Here is a 15,371-nt window from a genome sequence, read left to right as displayed (position 1 = left end):
CGGCGTTCTCGGCCTGCTCGAGCCTCACGGTCTGCTCCGGCTTCCCGGTCCCCTCGTCCGGCTGTTCGGACCGGGGCTCCCGGGGTTCGTGGGACTTCCTCATCGCTGGACTCTCCCGATCGGATCGTGGTCGTGGTCGTGGTGGGACTGCTGCTGCGGAAGGTGCTCGTCGGGGCGCCCGGCACCGACGCCGACGCCGAGCAGACGGTCGTAGAGGGCGGTGACGCGTTCGGCGGTCCGCCGGATGTCGTAGCGGTCGACGCCCGGCGCCGGTACGCGCCCCGGCGGCGGGCCCGCCTTCGCGTCCCGTACGGCCGCGATCAGTCCGGCGTCGTCCGGGCCGACCCGCCGCGCGCCCGGCACCTCGGCGGGCGGCAGATCGGCGACGGCGGGACAGGCCCGGTGGACCACCGGCAGCCCGGCGGCCAGCGCCTCCACGACCGCCAGCCCGAACGCCTCGTCCCGGGACGGGGAGACGAAGAGATCGAGCGCCCCGAGCACCCCGGGCACGGTGAGACCCGGCGCCTCGCCTTCGAAGGCCCCGCAGTCGCCCGGCAGCAGGACCCGGTCCGCCACGCCCAGTCCGGCGGCGAGCCGCACCAGCCGGGCGCGTTCGGGTCCCCCGCCCGCGATCAGGGCGACCGTGCCGGGGACGGCGGCGACCGCCCGGACCACCGAGTCGAAGCGCTTTCCGGGGACGAGCCGGCCGACCCCGCCGATCGCGTACGCCTCCGGGGCGATCCCGAGCCGGGCCCGTACCGCCGCCCGGGCCGCCGGGTCGGACCGGAACAGCGCCGCGTCGATCCCGTTGGGGACCGTCTCGATCCGGGACGGCGGTACGCCCCATCGCGCGAGCCGGGCCGCGACGGTCTCCGAGACCGCGACCGTGGTACCGCCGAGGCGTTCCGTACCGAGGTAGAGCGCGCGGACGCCCCGGGTCAGGGCGCGGCCCTCGATCGCGTCGGCGCCCAGGGAGTGTTCGGTCGCCACGACCGCGCGGACCCCGGCCGCCCGGGCCGCGAGCCTGCCGTAGACGCAGGCCCGGTAGAGATGGGTGTGGACGAGGCCGTAACCGCCGCGCCGGATCAGCCCGGTCAGCCGGGGCAGTGCGGCCAGATCCCGGTTGCCGCGCATCCGGAGGTCCGTGACACGGACCCCGTCGGCCCGCAGACCGGCGGCGACCGGGCCCGGTTCGGTGAGGGTCACCACGTCGCAGGCGTACGGCAGATGGCGGAGCAGCAGCCGCAACTGCTGCTCGGCGCCGCCGGTGCCGAGGCCCGTGATGATCTGGAGCACCCGGGGCCGTACGGCGCTCATCGCAGCCCCGTCCGGTGGCCGATCCGCTTGGCCCAGAGCCGGGCCGAGCGGTCGGCCTGGCTGATGTGCGTACGGGCCAGGGCGTACGGCCCGCCGAGCCCGGCGGGCGGCCGGATGGCGCAGCCGTAGGCGTATCCGGCGGCCCGGACCGCCGCCGCGACCCGGCCGTCGACCGTGCCGTACGGATAGCAGAAGCCCTCGGGGGCGCGGCCGGTCAGCTCGGACAGCCAGGCCCGGCTGCGGGTGGTCTCCTCGCGCAGCGCCTGCCCGTCGAGCCGGGTGAGGTCGACGTGGTAGAGCCCGTGGGAGGCGATCTCGGTACCGGCGGCGACGGCGGTACGGATATCGGCCTCGTCGACCAGGGGGCGGCGCGGTCCTTCCGGGTCCCAGGCGTTGTCGCCGCCGAGCCTGCCGGGCAGGACGAAGAGGGTCGCGGTGCAGCCGTGGCGGCGGAGCACCGGCAGCGCGGCGGCGGCGAAGTCGGCGTAGCCGTCGTCGAAGGTGAGACCGACGAGGCCCCGGCCGCGGCCCTCCGCGCGGGCCCGCAGCAGGGTGGCGACGGACACCCCGGTCAGGCCCCGGGCCGCCAGCCAGCGGAGCTGGAGGTCGAGCCGGTCGGGGGCGACGGTGATGCCGTACGGGTCATGGGCCGGGTCGGCGACCGAGTGGTACATCAGGATCCACGGCGCTCCGGTGGCGTCCCGGCGCGGGGACTGCGTCCGGGTCCCGTCCGCACGGGACGGGCGGGAGCTGTCCGCGTAGGACGGCCGGGTGCTGTTCGCGCAGGCCCCCGCGCCCCTGAGGGCCCGTCCGCCGGGCCCCGTGACGGGTGCGGTCGGGGTTCCTCCGACGGCGGGCGGGCACGGCGGCTCGGCCCGGAACCGGAGGGACGCGGGAAGCAACCGTACGATCCGCCACGGACGGCCCGCCGCCCGGTGCCGGGCCCGCTCGGCGGACGGGACCGGGCGGGCGGCGATCGTCTGGTGGCGCGACGGCGGCGCCGTGTCAGCTGACATGTCGGGCGATCCTCTGTCGGGTGAGAGCCAGCAGATGGACGACTTCGGGGGCTCGGACCGCGAGCCCGGTGACGGCGAAGACGGCGGGGACGAGCAGACAGCCCACGGCCAGGCTCGGCAGCGCCGAGTCGATCGTGCCCGCGGCGAGGCGTCCGGCGGTGGCGGCGCACCCGGCGGCGAGCGCGAGCCGCCCGAGTGCCGGAGTGATGGCCCTGACCCGGATGGCGACGACCCGGGAACCGAGGCCGCGCAGCAGGAGCAGGGCGGTGGTGCTGATGCCCGCCGCGTTGGCCGCGGCGATGCCGTAGACACCCCAGGGGCCGACGGCCGCCGCGCCGACGGCCACGGTCACCGCCAGACCGGCGGCCATCGCGGCGGCCGGATACCAGGTGGGCCGTCCGGCGGAGAAGAACGGCCGGCACAACGCGCCGACCAGGGTGTGGCCGAGGAGCCCGGCCGCGTACACCCGCATCACGGTCGCGGTCGCCTCGGTGTCCCCGGCGCCGAAGGCGCCCCGCTGGAACAGGACCTCGATGATCTGCGGGGCGTAGCCGAGGATCAGGGCCGTACCGAGCAGGACGACGAGGCCCGCGAGCGCGAGATCGTTCTCCACCCGGCGGCGGGCCCGGTCCCGGTCGCCCTCGGCCATGGCCTGCGCGACGGCCGGAAAGGTGACGGTGCAGAACATCAGCGACAGCACCATCGGCATCTGGGCGACCTTCTGGGCGTAGTTCAGATGCGAGATGGCGCCGCTGGGGAGGGACGAGGCGAGAAAGCGCTCCACGAGGACCTGGGACTGGCGGCTGACGGCGAACAGGACGACGGGCGCGAGCAGGGCGAGTCCGAGCCGGATGTGGTCGGGGGCCTCGGGGTCGTCCGGCCGGTCGTCATGGGCGCGGTGTCCCGGCCCCGGGGTGGGGGCCGTGGGGCAGCGCTTCGACTGCGGGCCGTCCGTGGTTGCTCGCGCGGTTCCTCGCGCCCCCGGGTGCCCGGCGTCGGACCCGTCGTCATGGGATCCGGGCCCCGGCGCAGGCGGATGCGGGCCGTCCGTGGTGGCTCGTGTCCCTGAGGGCTCCGCCGGGACGCCCTTGCGGGGACGGGGGAAGGACGTGCGAGGAGGTGCGGCGCGGCGGGGGGTGACCCGGCGGGCGAAGGACGGGAGCTGGACCAGGATCATCAGCGCGCCGCCGAGCGCGACCCCGGCCGCCGCCGCGCGGACCCCCCACAGGGAGTGCAGGGCGACGGTGGTCGCGATGATGCCCGCGTTGTACGCGACGTAGACCCCGGCGGGCGGTACGAAACTGCCGTGGGCCCGCAGCGCCGCGCTGAAGTAGCCCGCGACCCCGAACGTCAGCACCGTCAGGGCCGTCAGCCGGGTGCAGTCGACCGCCAGTCCGGGATCGGCGAACCCGGGCGCGAGGGCGGCCACGAACTGCGGGGCGAAGGCCACCAGGAGCAGGGTCGCCGCGGCGAGTACGGCGAACAGCCGGGGGAAGGTGTGGCGGACGAGTTCGCGGACCGGGTCCTCCGGGCCCGGTGGGGGGAGCGCCCCAGCGGCCGGGCCGACGGCCGTACGCCGGGCCAGGGCGTGGCTGAACGCCGGTACCAGCAGCAGCGCCATCGCGTCCTCGATCAGCAGGGTCGCCGCCATCTCGGGCACGGTCCAGGAGATGAGGAAGGCGTCGCTTTCGACGCTCGCGCCGTAGATCCGGGCGATCGCCTGGTCGCGGACGAGACCCAGCAGGGCGCCCGCCAGGGTCAGTCCGGCGGTGACGGCGGCGGCCCGGGCGAGCGCGTTGCCGAGCCGGGAGGGCTCGGTCCGGGTGGTGGACGTACCGTCGCGGGTATCCACGCCCGTCATCCGGCCGTCCCGGACGCGGACACCCCGGCGGGCGGCGGCGGTACGGAAGGCCCGGACGCGGCGGCCGTACGGTCACCCGCGCCCGGCTGCGGCACCCGCGCGCCACCCGAACCGACACCCGGGCCTGCGGCTTCCCCGCCCGTGCCCGCCGGTTCCGGCTCGCCCAGCGGGGCCAGCGCCCACCGGGCCGCCAGGCCGAAGACGATGCCGGTGAGGACCGTGGAGGGGCCGCCGATGTCCGCGTAGAGGAAGTCCACCGTCTGCCAGAGCGTCAGCGCCACCGCCGCCAGGCCGCAGTCCAGCGCGCCGCGCCGGGCCACCAGCCGGCGGACGCCGCCGACCAGCAGGGCGGCCCAGCTGCCCGCGAAGGCCGTCGCCCCGATCAGGCCCTGTTCGCTCAGGACGAGGAGGTACATGTTGTGCGGGGAGAGCAGCGGCTGGCGCAGGAACTCCCGGCCCGCGCCCGCCGTGTCGCTGCCCGAGGAGAGGCCGATCCCGGCGTGCGAGTCGCGGTGGTCGGGGAAGCCCTTCAGGCCGACGCCGGTGAGCGGGCGCTCCCGCCACATGCTCCCGGCCGCCGCCCACATGGTGTACCGGTCGGTGACCGAGCGGTCCGGGGTGTCCGTGACGCGGGTGATGCTGCCGAGCCGGTCGCCGATCATCGCGGAGCCGACCCCGAGGCCGCCGACCAGGACGACGGTCGCGGCGGCGGCGACCGCGAGCACGGTCAGGGCCCGCCGCACCCCGGCGAGCAGCAGCATCGCCAGCGCCGCGACGGCGGTGGCGATCCACGCGCCGCGGCTGAAGGAGAGCCCCAGGGGGACGACGAGGAGGACCGCGGCGCCCGCGGCGGCCGGGCGGAGCCGGACCGGGGCGCCGGGGGGCGTCCGCAGGGCGAGGGCGGCGGCGGCGAGGAGCCCGTAGGCGACCACCGTGGCCATGCCCATGACGTCGGTGGGGCCGAAGGTGCCGACGGCCCGGACGTCCTCGCCCATATAGGAGGCGCCGGTGCCGGTGGCGTACTGGTGCACCCCGATCGCGCCCTGGACCAGGGCCAGGACGACCAGCGCGCCGGTGACCGCGCGGAAGTCGCGGGCGTCGCGGACCAGCAGGACGACGGCGGCCGGGACGAGGACGAAGACCTGGAGGTAGCGGACGAAGCCGGGCAGCGCGGCGGTCGGGTCGACGGCGGTGACGGTGGCGACGGCGATCGCCGCGGCGGGCGCGCCGACGACGAGCGCGGCGGTACGGCTCAGGGGCCTGGCCCTGGTCCGCAGCACCCGGGCCAGACAGCAGACGACCAGGACGCCGGAGGCGATGTCGGCGGGTCCGACGCCCCCGCCGCCGGAGGCGCCCGAGGGCAGCGGGACGGCGAGCAGGAGCACCGTCACGATCAGCGGCAGCAGCTCCCACGGAATCGGCCTGGGGCCCGGGGGTGGCGGCGTCGGGGTCGGGGCGCCGGCCCGGCGCGGTCGGGGCAGGGCCCGCGGAGCGGCCATGTCAGCTGCCTCCGAGCCGGAACAGGGAGACGGCGGTCCGCGCCATGATGCAGAGGTCCTGCCAGGGCGACCAGGTCTCGATGTAGTGGTTGTCGAAGCGGGCCCGCTCCTCGATGGAGGTGTCGCCGCGCAGTCCGTGGATCTGGGCGAGGCCGGTGAGTCCGACGGGCATCCGGTGGCGGGCCGCGTAGCCGGGGTGGAGATGGCTGAACCGGCCGACGTAGTAGGGGCGCTCGGGCCGTGGCCCGACCAGGCTCATATCGCCGCGGACCACGTTCCACAGCTGCGGGAGTTCGTCGAGGGACGTCCGGCGGAGCAGACTGCCGGTGGCGTTCATCCGGTGGTCGAAGGCGATGTTCCAGCGGGTGGCGGACTCGTGTTCGTCGGCGGGCGCGAGGGTGCGGAACTTCAGCAGGGTGAAGGGGCGGCCGTCGAGGCCGATCCGCTCCTGTCGGAAGATCACCCCGGGGCCGCCGGTGAGACGTACGGCGAGGGCGCAGGCGGCGAGTACGGGCGCGGCGGCCAGCAGCGCGAGACCGGCGAGCACGGTGTCGATGACGCGTTTCACGGCCCGGGCGACGGGCCGGTGGAGCCCGCCGCGCAGGGGTTGGACGGCGAAGCCCCACAGATGGTCGGGGCCGGCGGCGCGGCGCCACAGATTGCCCCCGGCGGCGCCGCCGTCGATCAGCCACTGCCGGACACCGTGGGCGGCGAACAGGGCGACGAGGGCGGAGGATTCGTGGTCGGCGCCGGGCTGCTCGGTGAAGACGGCGTCCCGCACGGCGTTCTGGACGACGGCCCGGCGGACGTCCTCGGCGGTGGTCAGCAGCGGCAGGGCCGGGCCGCAGGTCCGTTCGGGGTGGTCGCCGCCGGGTGCCGGGACGGGTACGACGGCGGGCGCCGGGACGGGCGCGAAGGGCTGCGCGGCGCCGACCAGGCCGACCGGCCGCATCCCGTAGCCGGGGTGGTCGGCGAGGGCGGCGGTGACCCGGGGGACGAACGGTCCGGCGCCGACGACGAGTACGGAGCGGGGGCGGCGGGCCCCGGCCCGGCGGCGGGCCTCGTACAGCAGGGCGCGGGCGGTACAGCACAGCACGGCCTGTACGGCGGCGGCGAGCAGCAGGGCGCCCCAGCCGAGGGCGCGTTCGGGGGCGTAGGCGGTGGCGGTCTCGTTGAGGACCAGCCACTGGAGGAGCGCGAGCAGGGCCAGGTTCGGCAGTTCGGCGAGGGCGGACGGGGAGAGCCGGGGCCGGTACAGGCCGCGGCAGGCGTGGACGGCGGGCTGGAGCAGTACGGCGGCGGCGACCCCGGCCGCGGGCCACGGCGGCGACGGCGCCAGCAGCGGGGTCAGGGCGAGGGCCGCGGCGTCGGCGGCGAACAGGCCCGCCCCGGGGCCGAGTCCGGTTCCGGCGCGCCGCCGGACGGCCCGGCCCGCCGCGCGACGCCGGTGCCGGGCGGCACGGCGCGGCGGACGCAGGGCCGCGGCGCCCGCAGTGGACACCGTGGGCACCGGGACGGCACGGTGCTGGTGGGGTGCGGGGGCGCTCTCCGTCGTCATCGCCTGATGCGCTTCCTCGTCGAAGTGGGGGGCGAGTTGAGCAGGTCCTGGTAGAGGCCGGAGACGGCGGCGGCCGTCCGGCGGACGTCGCCGGTCGCCCGGGTGTGGTCCCGGGCCTCCCGGCCGAGGCGGTCCCGCAGCCCCGGGTCCGCCAGCAGGGCGCCGAGCGCGGCGGCGAGGGCCCGGGGATCCTCCGGCGGTACGAGGGCGTGGGTGTCGTGGCCGGGCGGCAGGCTCTCCCGGGCGCCGCTGACATCGGTCACCACCACGGGCCGTCCGCAGGCCATGGCCTCCAGCGGGGCGAGGGCCATGCCCTCCCAGCGGGACGGGAGGACGACGACGTCGGCGGCGCGCAGCCAGGGCCGGACGTCGCGGATGGCACCCGCGAAGCGGACCCCGGGCGGGGCGAGCCGGGTGAGCGCGGACCGGTCGGGGCCGTCACCGACGAGGACGAGCCGGGCCCCGGGCGCGGCTGCCCTGACCTCGGGCCAGGCGGCCAGCAGGACGTCCTGGCCCTTCTGGCGGCAGAGCCGGCCGACGCAGAGCACGACGGGGGCGTCGTCGGGGACGCCGGTGAGTTCGGGCAGAGCGGCGCGCTCCCGCCGCCGGTCCCGGCCCGCCGTACCGCCGTCGCCGTTGTTCGTACGGTCGTCGTGGACGGTGGGCGGCGGCGGCTCGCCCGGTCCGAAGCGGCCGAGGTCGACACCGTTGCGGATGACGGCCCAGCGGGCGGCGATCCCGGCGTTCTCCCCGGCCCGCCGCTCGGTCTCGCTGACGCAGAGCGTCCGGGTCGACCAGCGGGTGCCGTACCGCTCCCAGACCCGGGACAGTTCGGCGGCCCGGCCCTCGACGGCCTCGAACGACCAGGCGTGCGGCTGGAAGACGGTCGGCACCCGGCCGCGGACCGCGAGCCGGGCCACGAGCCCCGCCTTGGCGCTGTGGGCGTGGACGAGGTCGGGGCGGCTGCGGCGGATCAGCCGGGCGGCGGTCCACAGTTCCCGGGGCAGTCCGGGCCCGGGGGCCCGGACCGCGGGCCAGTCGTGTACCCGGGCCCCGGCCTCGGCGGCGCGCTCGGCGAGTTCGCCGCCCGGCGGGCAGGCGACCTCGGCCCGCAGTCCGTCGGCGATCTGCGCCCGGACGAGGTCGGTGACCACGCGGGCGACTCCCCCTTCCACCGGCTGCACCAGGTGGAGGACGGTCAGTGGGCTCGGCTCGGTCCGGGTTCTGTACGGCACGTGCGGCTCTCTTGGTACGAGGGGTGGATCAGGCTCGGGGCGAGCAGCGCCGCGGGGGACGTCAGCGGCGGGTGTCTGCCTGTACGAAGAGAACGCCGAGGGAGTATCCGAGGTTTTCGGTCTCGAAGCGGAAACTCAAACTGGTGACCCCGGACACCAGTGCGGCACCGATGTCGAGAACATCGGAGTCGTAGCCGAGGGTGTTCTTATGGGCGGGTTGTCTGACGATCTCGGTTCCGGGCCCCGTGATGGTGGAGTTCATCAGGTCCCCGGCCGGGTTGTCGGCGTTTTCGAGTTCGAAGGTCTTTCCGGTATTCGTACGAATGCGGGCCCGGTCGCCGGTCACTCCGCGGTCCCCGTCGTATCCCGCGATGCCCGCGATTCCCTTCGCCCCGGCCGGTACCCGCAGCCCGTCGAGGGTGATCTCGTACGAGGGGTGTTCGGCGTTCAGGGTCTGGAAGCCGTCCCAGAGGGAGAGGTGGCGCAGCGGCTCCGCCGGGTCCTCGTAGGCGACGGCGAGGGTCCAGCCGCCCCAGGCGCCGGTCCTGGAGTGGCCCATGGCGACATTGATCTGGGCCACGGTCCACAGTCCCGCCCCGGCCTGCCGGACCAGCGGGGTGATGTCGGCGGACGCCTGGAAGGCGTCGGCGCCGTCGGCGTCCCGGTGCGCGATCGTGGTGTCGGCGAGGACCTCTTTGTAGCGGCCCCCGGGCTCGGCGACGAGTACCCGGCCGTTGTCCTCCGGCGGCTTCTGCTCGCCGACCCGCAGGTTGCCGCCCCAGTACAGCCGGGCATAGCTGACCCTGGCACCGGCCGGGAGCGCCAGCCGGGCCCGGCTGGAGTTGTAGGTATTGGGGTCGTCGTCCTCGTCCGTGTAGAACATCTCGTAGTCGCCGTTGACCCCCCGGCCGCCGCCCTGGGGGGTGGCGCAGGGCGCCGCCCCGGTGGTCTCGGGGGTCCGGCAGGTGATGGCCGCGTTGGCGGTCCGGACGATCCCCCCGTGCTGGACGGCGTGGTAGCGCTGGACGAAGGGGATCCGGGGCGACTCGGGCTGGTCCGAGACCCCGGCCGCGCCCACCCCCTGGGCGGTGAGACCGAGCAGGGCCGCGGCCGTCAGCAGGAGTACGGCCCCGCGGGTGCCACGGCCCGGGATACCCGACGCGTTCGACATGGGGTGCCTCTCCCACTCGGTCAACCTGACAAAAACAGGAGTTGGCACTTTGGCAGATGAACCGTCGGTAATCACGCCGGACGCGCCTGTATTACCGGCTCGGCAACGTACGGACCACCCGAAAGAGACTTTCGAGTGATCGGGCGCATCCTTTTCCGGAGCCGCTCGTTATGACGGTTTCGGTTTCCCGGCCGGGACCGGGCGATAACCCCGGGGCCCGGGTCTCGTTGTCCAGGGCGAAGGCGGCGAACTCCGCCGCCGGAGAAAGGGATGCGAAAAGATGAAGTATGCGAGGGTGGCCGCGCTCGTCGTCGGTTCGGTGGCCGCGATCGGCGCGGCGGGGCCCGCGACGGCCGCGACCGCGACTCCGTCGGCCATGCCCCCGATGAGCCTCAACGGCGGTCTCAACCAGATCGTGAGCGAGACGCCGCTGCTCAACGGCGGCAGCGGGAACGCGGTCAAGGACGTCGCGGACACGGCGATGCAGCTCAACAGCTTTAAGGGCCAGGCGCCCGAGAAGGTGCTGCAGACGGCGGCCGGCGCCACGCCGATGCTGGGCGGGATCAGCCTCGGCAACTGAGGCCGTCGACCGCGCGCCGGGGCGCTGTCCGGGGGCCGTACGGGCGGCTCCGGGGCGGCGCCCCGGTCCGTCCCGGCCCGACGGCACGGGCCCGGGAAAAGGAAAGGGTGGTGCCCCCGGCGGGAAGCCGGGGGCACCACCCGTTGTCGCCGACGCGGTACGTCAGCCGTTGACGCAGGTGTTGCCGAAGGCCGGGTTGAGCAGCCCGATGACGTTGATCGAGTTGCCGCAGACATTGACCGGCACGTGGACCGGGACCTGCACCACGTTCCCGGACAGGACGCCCGGGGAGTTCGCGGCGGCGCCGTTCGCGTTGCTGCTGGCGAACGCGCTACCAGCGGCGGCACCGGCGGCGAGACCGGCGGTGGCGAGCACCACAGCGGCCTTCTTGGCAGTCTTCATGGGATATAGCACCTTCTGTTCGAATTTCTGCGTTATGCCCCGCGTGAAGGGCTCACACAGATCGAAACGGCCGATGCCCGGTGGAGACACGGGCGACACCTCGGGGGACCCCCGTTCGGCCCAATGGAGCCGGGGACCGGCGCGGTTCCGCGTCAGCGTCCCGGGGCCGGGTGAGCCGTTGGGGTGAACCGGGAGAACCAAACTTCGGGGGGCTCTGTTGTCAGGGCGCTCCGGTAGTGGGCATCCACGACACAGAAGGACGGAACATGCTCAAGAAGGTTATGGCGACTGCGGCGGTCTCCCTCTCCGTGGTCGGCGCGGGCGCCACGCAGGCTATGGCCATCGGCGATCACGAGGGCACCACCTCGGTCAGCGGCAACAACGCGTCGCAGAGCTACGGCAACTCCGAGACCTACGGCGACATGAGCCCCCAGCTCGGCCTGGTCCAGGGTTCCCTCAACAAGCCCTGTGTCGGTCTGCCGCTCAAGGCCAACGCCGGCTCCCTCGTGGGCATTCTGGTGCCGGTCGCCGTCCAGGACATCCCGATCCTGTCGGCCCCGCAGAACCAGCAGTGCACCGAGAACTCGACGCAGGCCAAGGGCGACGAGCCGCTGTCGCACATCCTCAGCAACATCCCGGTCCTCTCGGGCAACGGCGTGGCCAACAGCTGACGCCCGCCGCGGACGCGGCACGGAAACCCCGGCATCCTCGCGGTGCCGGGGTTTCCCCCTTTTCCGCCGGCCGGCTCCGACCGCCCACGGGCTCGCGACAGCTTTCCGCAAGCCGGAATCCCGAACTGCGGACCGGAATACCATCCGGAATCCGATCACTGTCGCACGGATTCCGGACGTACGACCTCCGGCCGTTTCGCCCTCTTCCGCCTCCGCCGTACGGGATCCCGCCGACCGGATCCCCGAGCCTCGCGGAATCGATTCATCGAAAACTCTGCACCGAATGCCTCATCCTTTCGACGGAAATCATTCGGCGGAGCTTCACCCGGCAAACGGGTGAATCGGTGGCCGCCCGACCGTGCCGTGGTGCTTGAATATCCGCGCGGACCGTGGAATCGGATCCGTGCCGGATGTCTGTCTCCAGCCGGCGGCGCATTGCGTCGTGGGGCAGTCGTGCTTCCAGTTGGCCTGGCACATCCGGAGAAGCGCCACGCTCCGCCGCCGTCGGAGGAGGGCCGCCCCGGCGATCCTCCTCCGATTATTCCGGGCGTCGACCATTCGGCCGCCCTCAGGCTTTCGGGTGAAGGCGCGGAACCAAACGGATCGAGGGCAGTTGATCAGTCTGCTCCACGATCGATCGTCATAGCGAAAAGGGAACATCAAGTGATCAAGAAGATTCTGGCTACCGCTGCGGTCACCGCTTCGATGGTGGGCGCCGGCGCCACGATGGCCGCTCCGGCCATGGCCATCGGCAACGACTCGGGCACCACGTCCTTCAGCGGCAACGGCGCCTCGCAGACCTACGGCAACTCCGCCACCCACGGTGACATGAGCCCGCAGATGGCGCTCGTCCAGGGGTCGCTGAACAAGCCCTGCATCGGCCTGCCGGCGAAGGTCAACGCCGGTTCCCTGATCGGTGTCATCCCGATCGCCGTCCAGGACGTCCCGATCCTGTCGGCCCCGCAGAACCAGCAGTGCACCGAGAACTCGACGCAGGCCAAGGGCGACGAGCCGCTGTCGCACATCCTCAGCAACATCCCGGTCCTCTCGGGCAACGGCGCCGGCAACAACTGAGCCGACCGACCCGCGAGTGGTGCCCCCGAGCGCTCGGCGCCCGGGGGCACCCCCCTTTTCCCGGTCCGGACCCTCGCATACGAGTGACTTTTCCCTTGGTCGCTATAGCCGAGGTTCCCGGACGGGAACGCAGTCGTTACAAGATCTGCGGGGGCGCCATGGAACAGGGAACTGTCGGCGCGGCGCGCGAGAGTCGTGCCCGCGTTCGGCACCACCGCTGAAAGGATCGAGAAAATGAAGCACAAGAAGGCTGCCGCCCTCGTCGCGGGCATTCTGCTGGCGCTTGGCTCTGCGGCTCCGGCCATGGCCGACTCGAACGCCAATGGCGCCGCCGCCAACTCCCCCGGCGTCCTGTCCGGCAATGTGATCCAGGTTCCGGTACACGTTCCCATCAATGTCTGCGGTAACACCGTGAACATCATCGCGCTGCTGAACCCGACCCTGGGCAACGTCTGCGCCAACACCTGACACCCGCGCCGGCCGATCGCCGTGCCGCCTTCTCCGGCGTTGCCCGGTGGCGTGCGGCGCCGTTCGGTGTGTATGTCGCCGGAAGGGCTCCCGGGCTTCCCGCCCGGGAGCCCTTCCGGGCGCCGGGGAGACGGTCGCGACGTGGGCTAAAACACTCGGCGATCTTCGACCGGCCGCCGTAAGCTCCGCACATGCAGGTGATCCAGTCGACGAAGCTCGCCAATGTCTGTTACGAGATCCGCGGTCCGGTGCTGGAGGAGGCGATGCGGCTGGAGGCAGCCGGTCACCGCATCCTCAAGCTCAACACCGGCAACCCCGCGGCATTCGGTTTCGATTGCCCGCCGGAGATTCTGGAGGACATCCTCCGCAATCTCGGCGACGCGCACGGGTACGGCGACGCGAAGGGCCTGCTCTCGGCGCGGCGCGCGGTGATGCAGCACTACCAGACCAAGGGCGTCCCGCTCGATGTCGAGGACATCTATCTGGGCAACGGGGTCTCCGAGCTGATCCAGATGTCGATGCAGGCCCTGCTCGACGACGGTGACGAGGTCCTGGTCCCGGCGCCGGACTATCCCCTCTGGACCGCCTCGGTCTCGCTGGCCGGGGGCACCGCGGTGCACTACCGCTGCGACGAGCAGTCCGAGTGGATGCCCGACCTGGCCGATCTGGAGCGGAAGATCACCGACCGCACCAAGGCCATCGTGATCATCAACCCGAACAATCCGACCGGCGCGGTCTACGACGACGAGATGCTCCGGTCGCTGACCGAGATCGCCCGCCGCCACCGGCTGGTCGTCTGCTCCGACGAGATCTACGACAAGATCCTCTACGACGGCGCCACCCACACCCCGACCGCCGCGATCGCCCCCGATCTGATGGTCCTCACCTTCAACGGGCTCTCCAAGAACTACCGGGTCGCCGGATACCGCTCCGGCTGGCTGGCGGTCTGCGGCCCGAAGACGCACGCCTCCTCGTACATCGAGGGTCTGACGATCCTCGCCAATATGCGGCTCTGCGCGAATATGCCGTCACAGCACGCGGTGGCCACGGCGCTCGGCGGCCGGCAGTCGATCGAGGACCTCGTCCTGCCCGGCGGCCGGATCCTGGAGCAGCGCGACGCCGCCTACGAGGCGCTGACCCGGATCCCCGGGGTGAGCTGCGTCAAGCCGAAGGGAGCGCTCTATCTCTTCCCCCGGCTCGACCCGGACGTCTACAAGATCAAGGACGACCGGCAGATGGTGCTCGATCTGCTGCGGGCCGAGAAGATCATGGTGGTCCACGGGACCGGCTTCAACTGGCCGGAACCCGACCACTTCCGGATCGTGACGCTGCCCGCCGTCAACGACCTCACCGACGCGGTGACCCGGATCGGCTCCTTCCTGGACGGCTACGGGCAGCACTGATCCGTTCCGGCAGCTCGGAGCCCCTTTTCCGACTTCGGCGAACTTTAGACTGAATCCAAGGTAGGATGGTCTCCTGACAGTGAGCAGGAGGCCATCTTCATGTACGAGCCGATCCGCACCAGGTCTGTCCACTCGATGGCCGAAAGCCCCGCGTACCCTCATCGATCGCGCGAGGACGAGCTGGACATTCAGCTCGCCGGCCATCTCTCCGCACTGCTGGCCGTTACCGACGAGCTGGCCCTGGCCACCGCCGCCGACCGGATAGCGACCGAGGTCGCCCGGCTGCGCGGGGCACCGCCCGCCCGGCACACCGCCCTGAGCGGAACCGATCCGGCGGCGCTGCACCGCAGGGCGCATGCCCTGGCCGGGCGGGCGCTGGTCGTGGCCGCGTCCCGGGCGGACACCACGGTGGCGATCCTGGCCGCCGAGCGGATGGACGCGCATGCCGCGTCCATCGACGAACTGCGCCTGGCCGTCGCCTGAGGCGTACCGCCGGGGAAACCGGGAACCGCAGAGAACCGAGCCCCCGTCACCCGCTGCGGGGGGCGGGGTCTCGGCGATATCCACAGGCACCGGCGGCGCCTCCGTACGGCCGGTAGGGTCGGGGAAATTCTGCAGAGGTACGTGTCAGTGGTACAGCGGCCGGGGGAGCACGCATGGCATGGGACGAGTGGGAGCAGATCAAGGCGGATGTGGCGGAGCGGAACGCGCCCGGAATGCGGCTGAACGGGTTACCACCGGACGACAGCGGCCCCGCGACGAGCCTGGTCACGGGCGGGGTGCAGTCCAGTCGGCAGGCGTGGCTGGCGGCGGGGGACGGTATCGGCTCCTTACGGACGGGTATCGGCACGGCGTCAGGCAAGGCGGAACAGGGGCAAACCGGGCTCGGGGCGACCGACGGCTGTATGACGGCGGCGGCCCAGCAGGAGGTCTATGCCTCCTGGAAGAAGTACACCGAGGAGGTCGGCCGCCGCTGCGGCAGCCTCCAGGGGATTCTGGAGAAGGTCGGCCGGGATCTGCTGCTGACCGATGAAGCCGTGAAGGCCGAGGTCGACAAGGTCCGGGCGGAGTTCTCCGACCGCGACGACGTCGTCGGCGCACCGACGGGCCGGTGAC

The 15,371-nt window shown here is 73.2% G+C and carries 15 protein-coding genes; 7 read left to right on the top strand and 8 right to left on the bottom strand.

Going from position 1 to position 15,371, the window contains the following annotated elements:
* Positions 1-99: 99 nt before the first annotated feature.
* The 7 genes from ABZ714_RS22725 to ABZ714_RS22695 all read right to left on the bottom strand — a co-directional run bounded on the left by ABZ714_RS22725 (position 100) and on the right by ABZ714_RS22695 (position 9,657).
* Entirely contained in the window at positions 100-1,317 is a 1,218-nt protein-coding gene (locus tag ABZ714_RS22725; protein WP_358827121.1) for a glycosyltransferase, read from the bottom strand.
* The gene (locus ABZ714_RS22720) at positions 1,314-1,991 is read right to left on the bottom strand and encodes a polysaccharide deacetylase family protein (protein WP_358827136.1); all 678 of its coding nucleotides are present in this window, start codon (positions 1,989-1,991) and stop codon (positions 1,314-1,316) included. Before ABZ714_RS22720 ends, ABZ714_RS22725 begins: the two co-directional genes overlap by 4 nt.
* 331 nt (positions 1,992-2,322) lie before the next feature.
* On the bottom strand, positions 2,323-4,194 hold the full coding sequence (locus ABZ714_RS22715; RefSeq protein ID WP_358827120.1) for a lipid II flippase MurJ: 1,872 nt from the start codon (positions 4,192-4,194) through the stop codon (positions 2,323-2,325).
* The gene (locus tag ABZ714_RS22710; protein ID WP_358827119.1) at positions 4,191-5,693 is read right to left on the bottom strand and encodes an O-antigen ligase family protein; all 1,503 of its coding nucleotides are present in this window, start codon (positions 5,691-5,693) and stop codon (positions 4,191-4,193) included. Before ABZ714_RS22710 ends, ABZ714_RS22715 begins: the two co-directional genes overlap by 4 nt.
* A 1-nt stretch (position 5,694) precedes the next feature.
* On the bottom strand, positions 5,695-7,251 hold the full coding sequence (locus ABZ714_RS22705; RefSeq protein WP_358827118.1) for an exopolysaccharide biosynthesis polyprenyl glycosylphosphotransferase: 1,557 nt from the start codon (positions 7,249-7,251) through the stop codon (positions 5,695-5,697).
* Positions 7,248-8,486 carry a glycosyltransferase family 4 protein gene (locus ABZ714_RS22700; protein WP_358827117.1) on the bottom strand — a complete coding sequence of 413 codons (1,239 nt, stop codon included), beginning with the start codon at positions 8,484-8,486 and terminating at the stop codon, positions 7,248-7,250. Before ABZ714_RS22700 ends, ABZ714_RS22705 begins: the two co-directional genes overlap by 4 nt.
* A 61-nt stretch (positions 8,487-8,547) precedes the next feature.
* Positions 8,548-9,657, bottom strand: coding sequence for a DUF3344 domain-containing protein (locus tag ABZ714_RS22695; RefSeq protein ID WP_358827116.1), 1,110 nt, complete (start codon positions 9,655-9,657; stop codon positions 8,548-8,550).
* A 280-nt stretch (positions 9,658-9,937) separates the two neighbouring features.
* On the opposite strand from ABZ714_RS22695, the gene ABZ714_RS22690 reads away from it, so the two are divergent.
* Positions 9,938-10,237, top strand: coding sequence for a hypothetical protein (locus tag ABZ714_RS22690; RefSeq protein WP_358827115.1), 300 nt, complete (start codon positions 9,938-9,940; stop codon positions 10,235-10,237).
* 162 nt (positions 10,238-10,399) lie between these two features.
* On the opposite strand, the gene ABZ714_RS22685 is transcribed toward ABZ714_RS22690, so the two are convergent.
* Positions 10,400-10,639 (bottom strand): chaplin, encoded by a 240-nt coding sequence (locus tag ABZ714_RS22685; protein WP_358827114.1) that lies wholly within the window; start codon positions 10,637-10,639, stop codon positions 10,400-10,402.
* A gap of 266 nt (positions 10,640-10,905) precedes the next feature.
* Between ABZ714_RS22685 and ABZ714_RS22680 the strand changes: the two genes are divergently transcribed.
* The 6 genes from ABZ714_RS22680 (at position 10,906) to ABZ714_RS22655 (ending at position 15,370) form a co-directional block, all read left to right on the top strand.
* Entirely contained in the window at positions 10,906-11,310 is a 405-nt protein-coding gene (locus ABZ714_RS22680; protein WP_358827113.1) for a rodlin, read from the top strand.
* Positions 11,311-11,973: 663 nt separating this feature from the next.
* The gene (locus tag ABZ714_RS22675; protein WP_358827112.1) at positions 11,974-12,384 is read left to right on the top strand and encodes a rodlin; all 411 of its coding nucleotides are present in this window, start codon (positions 11,974-11,976) and stop codon (positions 12,382-12,384) included.
* Between the two features lie 234 nt (positions 12,385-12,618).
* Positions 12,619-12,852 carry a chaplin gene (locus ABZ714_RS22670; protein ID WP_358827111.1) on the top strand — a complete coding sequence of 78 codons (234 nt, stop codon included), beginning with the start codon at positions 12,619-12,621 and terminating at the stop codon, positions 12,850-12,852.
* Between the two features lie 191 nt (positions 12,853-13,043).
* Positions 13,044-14,255, top strand: coding sequence for a pyridoxal phosphate-dependent aminotransferase (locus ABZ714_RS22665; protein ID WP_358827110.1), 1,212 nt, complete (start codon positions 13,044-13,046; stop codon positions 14,253-14,255).
* A gap of 99 nt (positions 14,256-14,354) precedes the next feature.
* Positions 14,355-14,738, top strand: a complete 384-nt coding sequence (locus ABZ714_RS22660) for a hypothetical protein (RefSeq protein WP_358827109.1) — start codon at positions 14,355-14,357, stop codon at positions 14,736-14,738.
* Positions 14,739-14,911: 173 nt separating this feature from the next.
* Entirely contained in the window at positions 14,912-15,370 is a 459-nt protein-coding gene (locus ABZ714_RS22655) for a hypothetical protein (RefSeq protein WP_358827108.1), read from the top strand.
* Position 15,371 lies beyond the last annotated feature (1 nt).

Source organism: Streptomyces sp. NPDC006798 (genome assembly GCF_040635975.1).
Taxonomy (GTDB): domain Bacteria; phylum Actinomycetota; class Actinomycetes; order Streptomycetales; family Streptomycetaceae; genus Streptomyces.
Note: the sequence above shows the minus strand (reverse complement) of the source record. Positions and strands in the feature narration are given on the sequence as shown.

Excerpts from the sequence above, each read along its gene's own strand:
- ABZ714_RS22725 (WP_358827121.1), bottom strand. The coding sequence starts at position 1,317 with ATGAGCGCCGTACGGCCCCGGGTGCTCCAGATCATCACGGGCCTCGGC.
- ABZ714_RS22720 (WP_358827136.1), bottom strand. The coding sequence starts at position 1,991 with ATGTACCACTCGGTCGCCGACCCGGCCCATGACCCGTACGGCATCACC.
- ABZ714_RS22715 (WP_358827120.1), bottom strand. The coding sequence starts at position 4,194 with ATGACGGGCGTGGATACCCGCGACGGTACGTCCACCACCCGGACCGAG.
- ABZ714_RS22710 (WP_358827119.1), bottom strand. The coding sequence starts at position 5,693 with ATGGCCGCTCCGCGGGCCCTGCCCCGACCGCGCCGGGCCGGCGCCCCG.
- ABZ714_RS22705 (WP_358827118.1), bottom strand. The coding sequence starts at position 7,251 with ATGACGACGGAGAGCGCCCCCGCACCCCACCAGCACCGTGCCGTCCCG.
- ABZ714_RS22695 (WP_358827116.1), bottom strand. The coding sequence starts at position 9,657 with ATGTCGAACGCGTCGGGTATCCCGGGCCGTGGCACCCGCGGGGCCGTA.
- ABZ714_RS22690 (WP_358827115.1), top strand. The coding sequence starts at position 9,938 with ATGAAGTATGCGAGGGTGGCCGCGCTCGTCGTCGGTTCGGTGGCCGCG.
- ABZ714_RS22685 (WP_358827114.1), bottom strand. The coding sequence starts at position 10,639 with ATGAAGACTGCCAAGAAGGCCGCTGTGGTGCTCGCCACCGCCGGTCTC.
- ABZ714_RS22680 (WP_358827113.1), top strand. The coding sequence starts at position 10,906 with ATGCTCAAGAAGGTTATGGCGACTGCGGCGGTCTCCCTCTCCGTGGTC.
- ABZ714_RS22670 (WP_358827111.1), top strand. The coding sequence starts at position 12,619 with ATGAAGCACAAGAAGGCTGCCGCCCTCGTCGCGGGCATTCTGCTGGCG.
- ABZ714_RS22665 (WP_358827110.1), top strand. The coding sequence starts at position 13,044 with ATGCAGGTGATCCAGTCGACGAAGCTCGCCAATGTCTGTTACGAGATC.
- ABZ714_RS22660 (WP_358827109.1), top strand. The coding sequence starts at position 14,355 with ATGTACGAGCCGATCCGCACCAGGTCTGTCCACTCGATGGCCGAAAGC.
- ABZ714_RS22655 (WP_358827108.1), top strand. The coding sequence starts at position 14,912 with ATGGCATGGGACGAGTGGGAGCAGATCAAGGCGGATGTGGCGGAGCGG.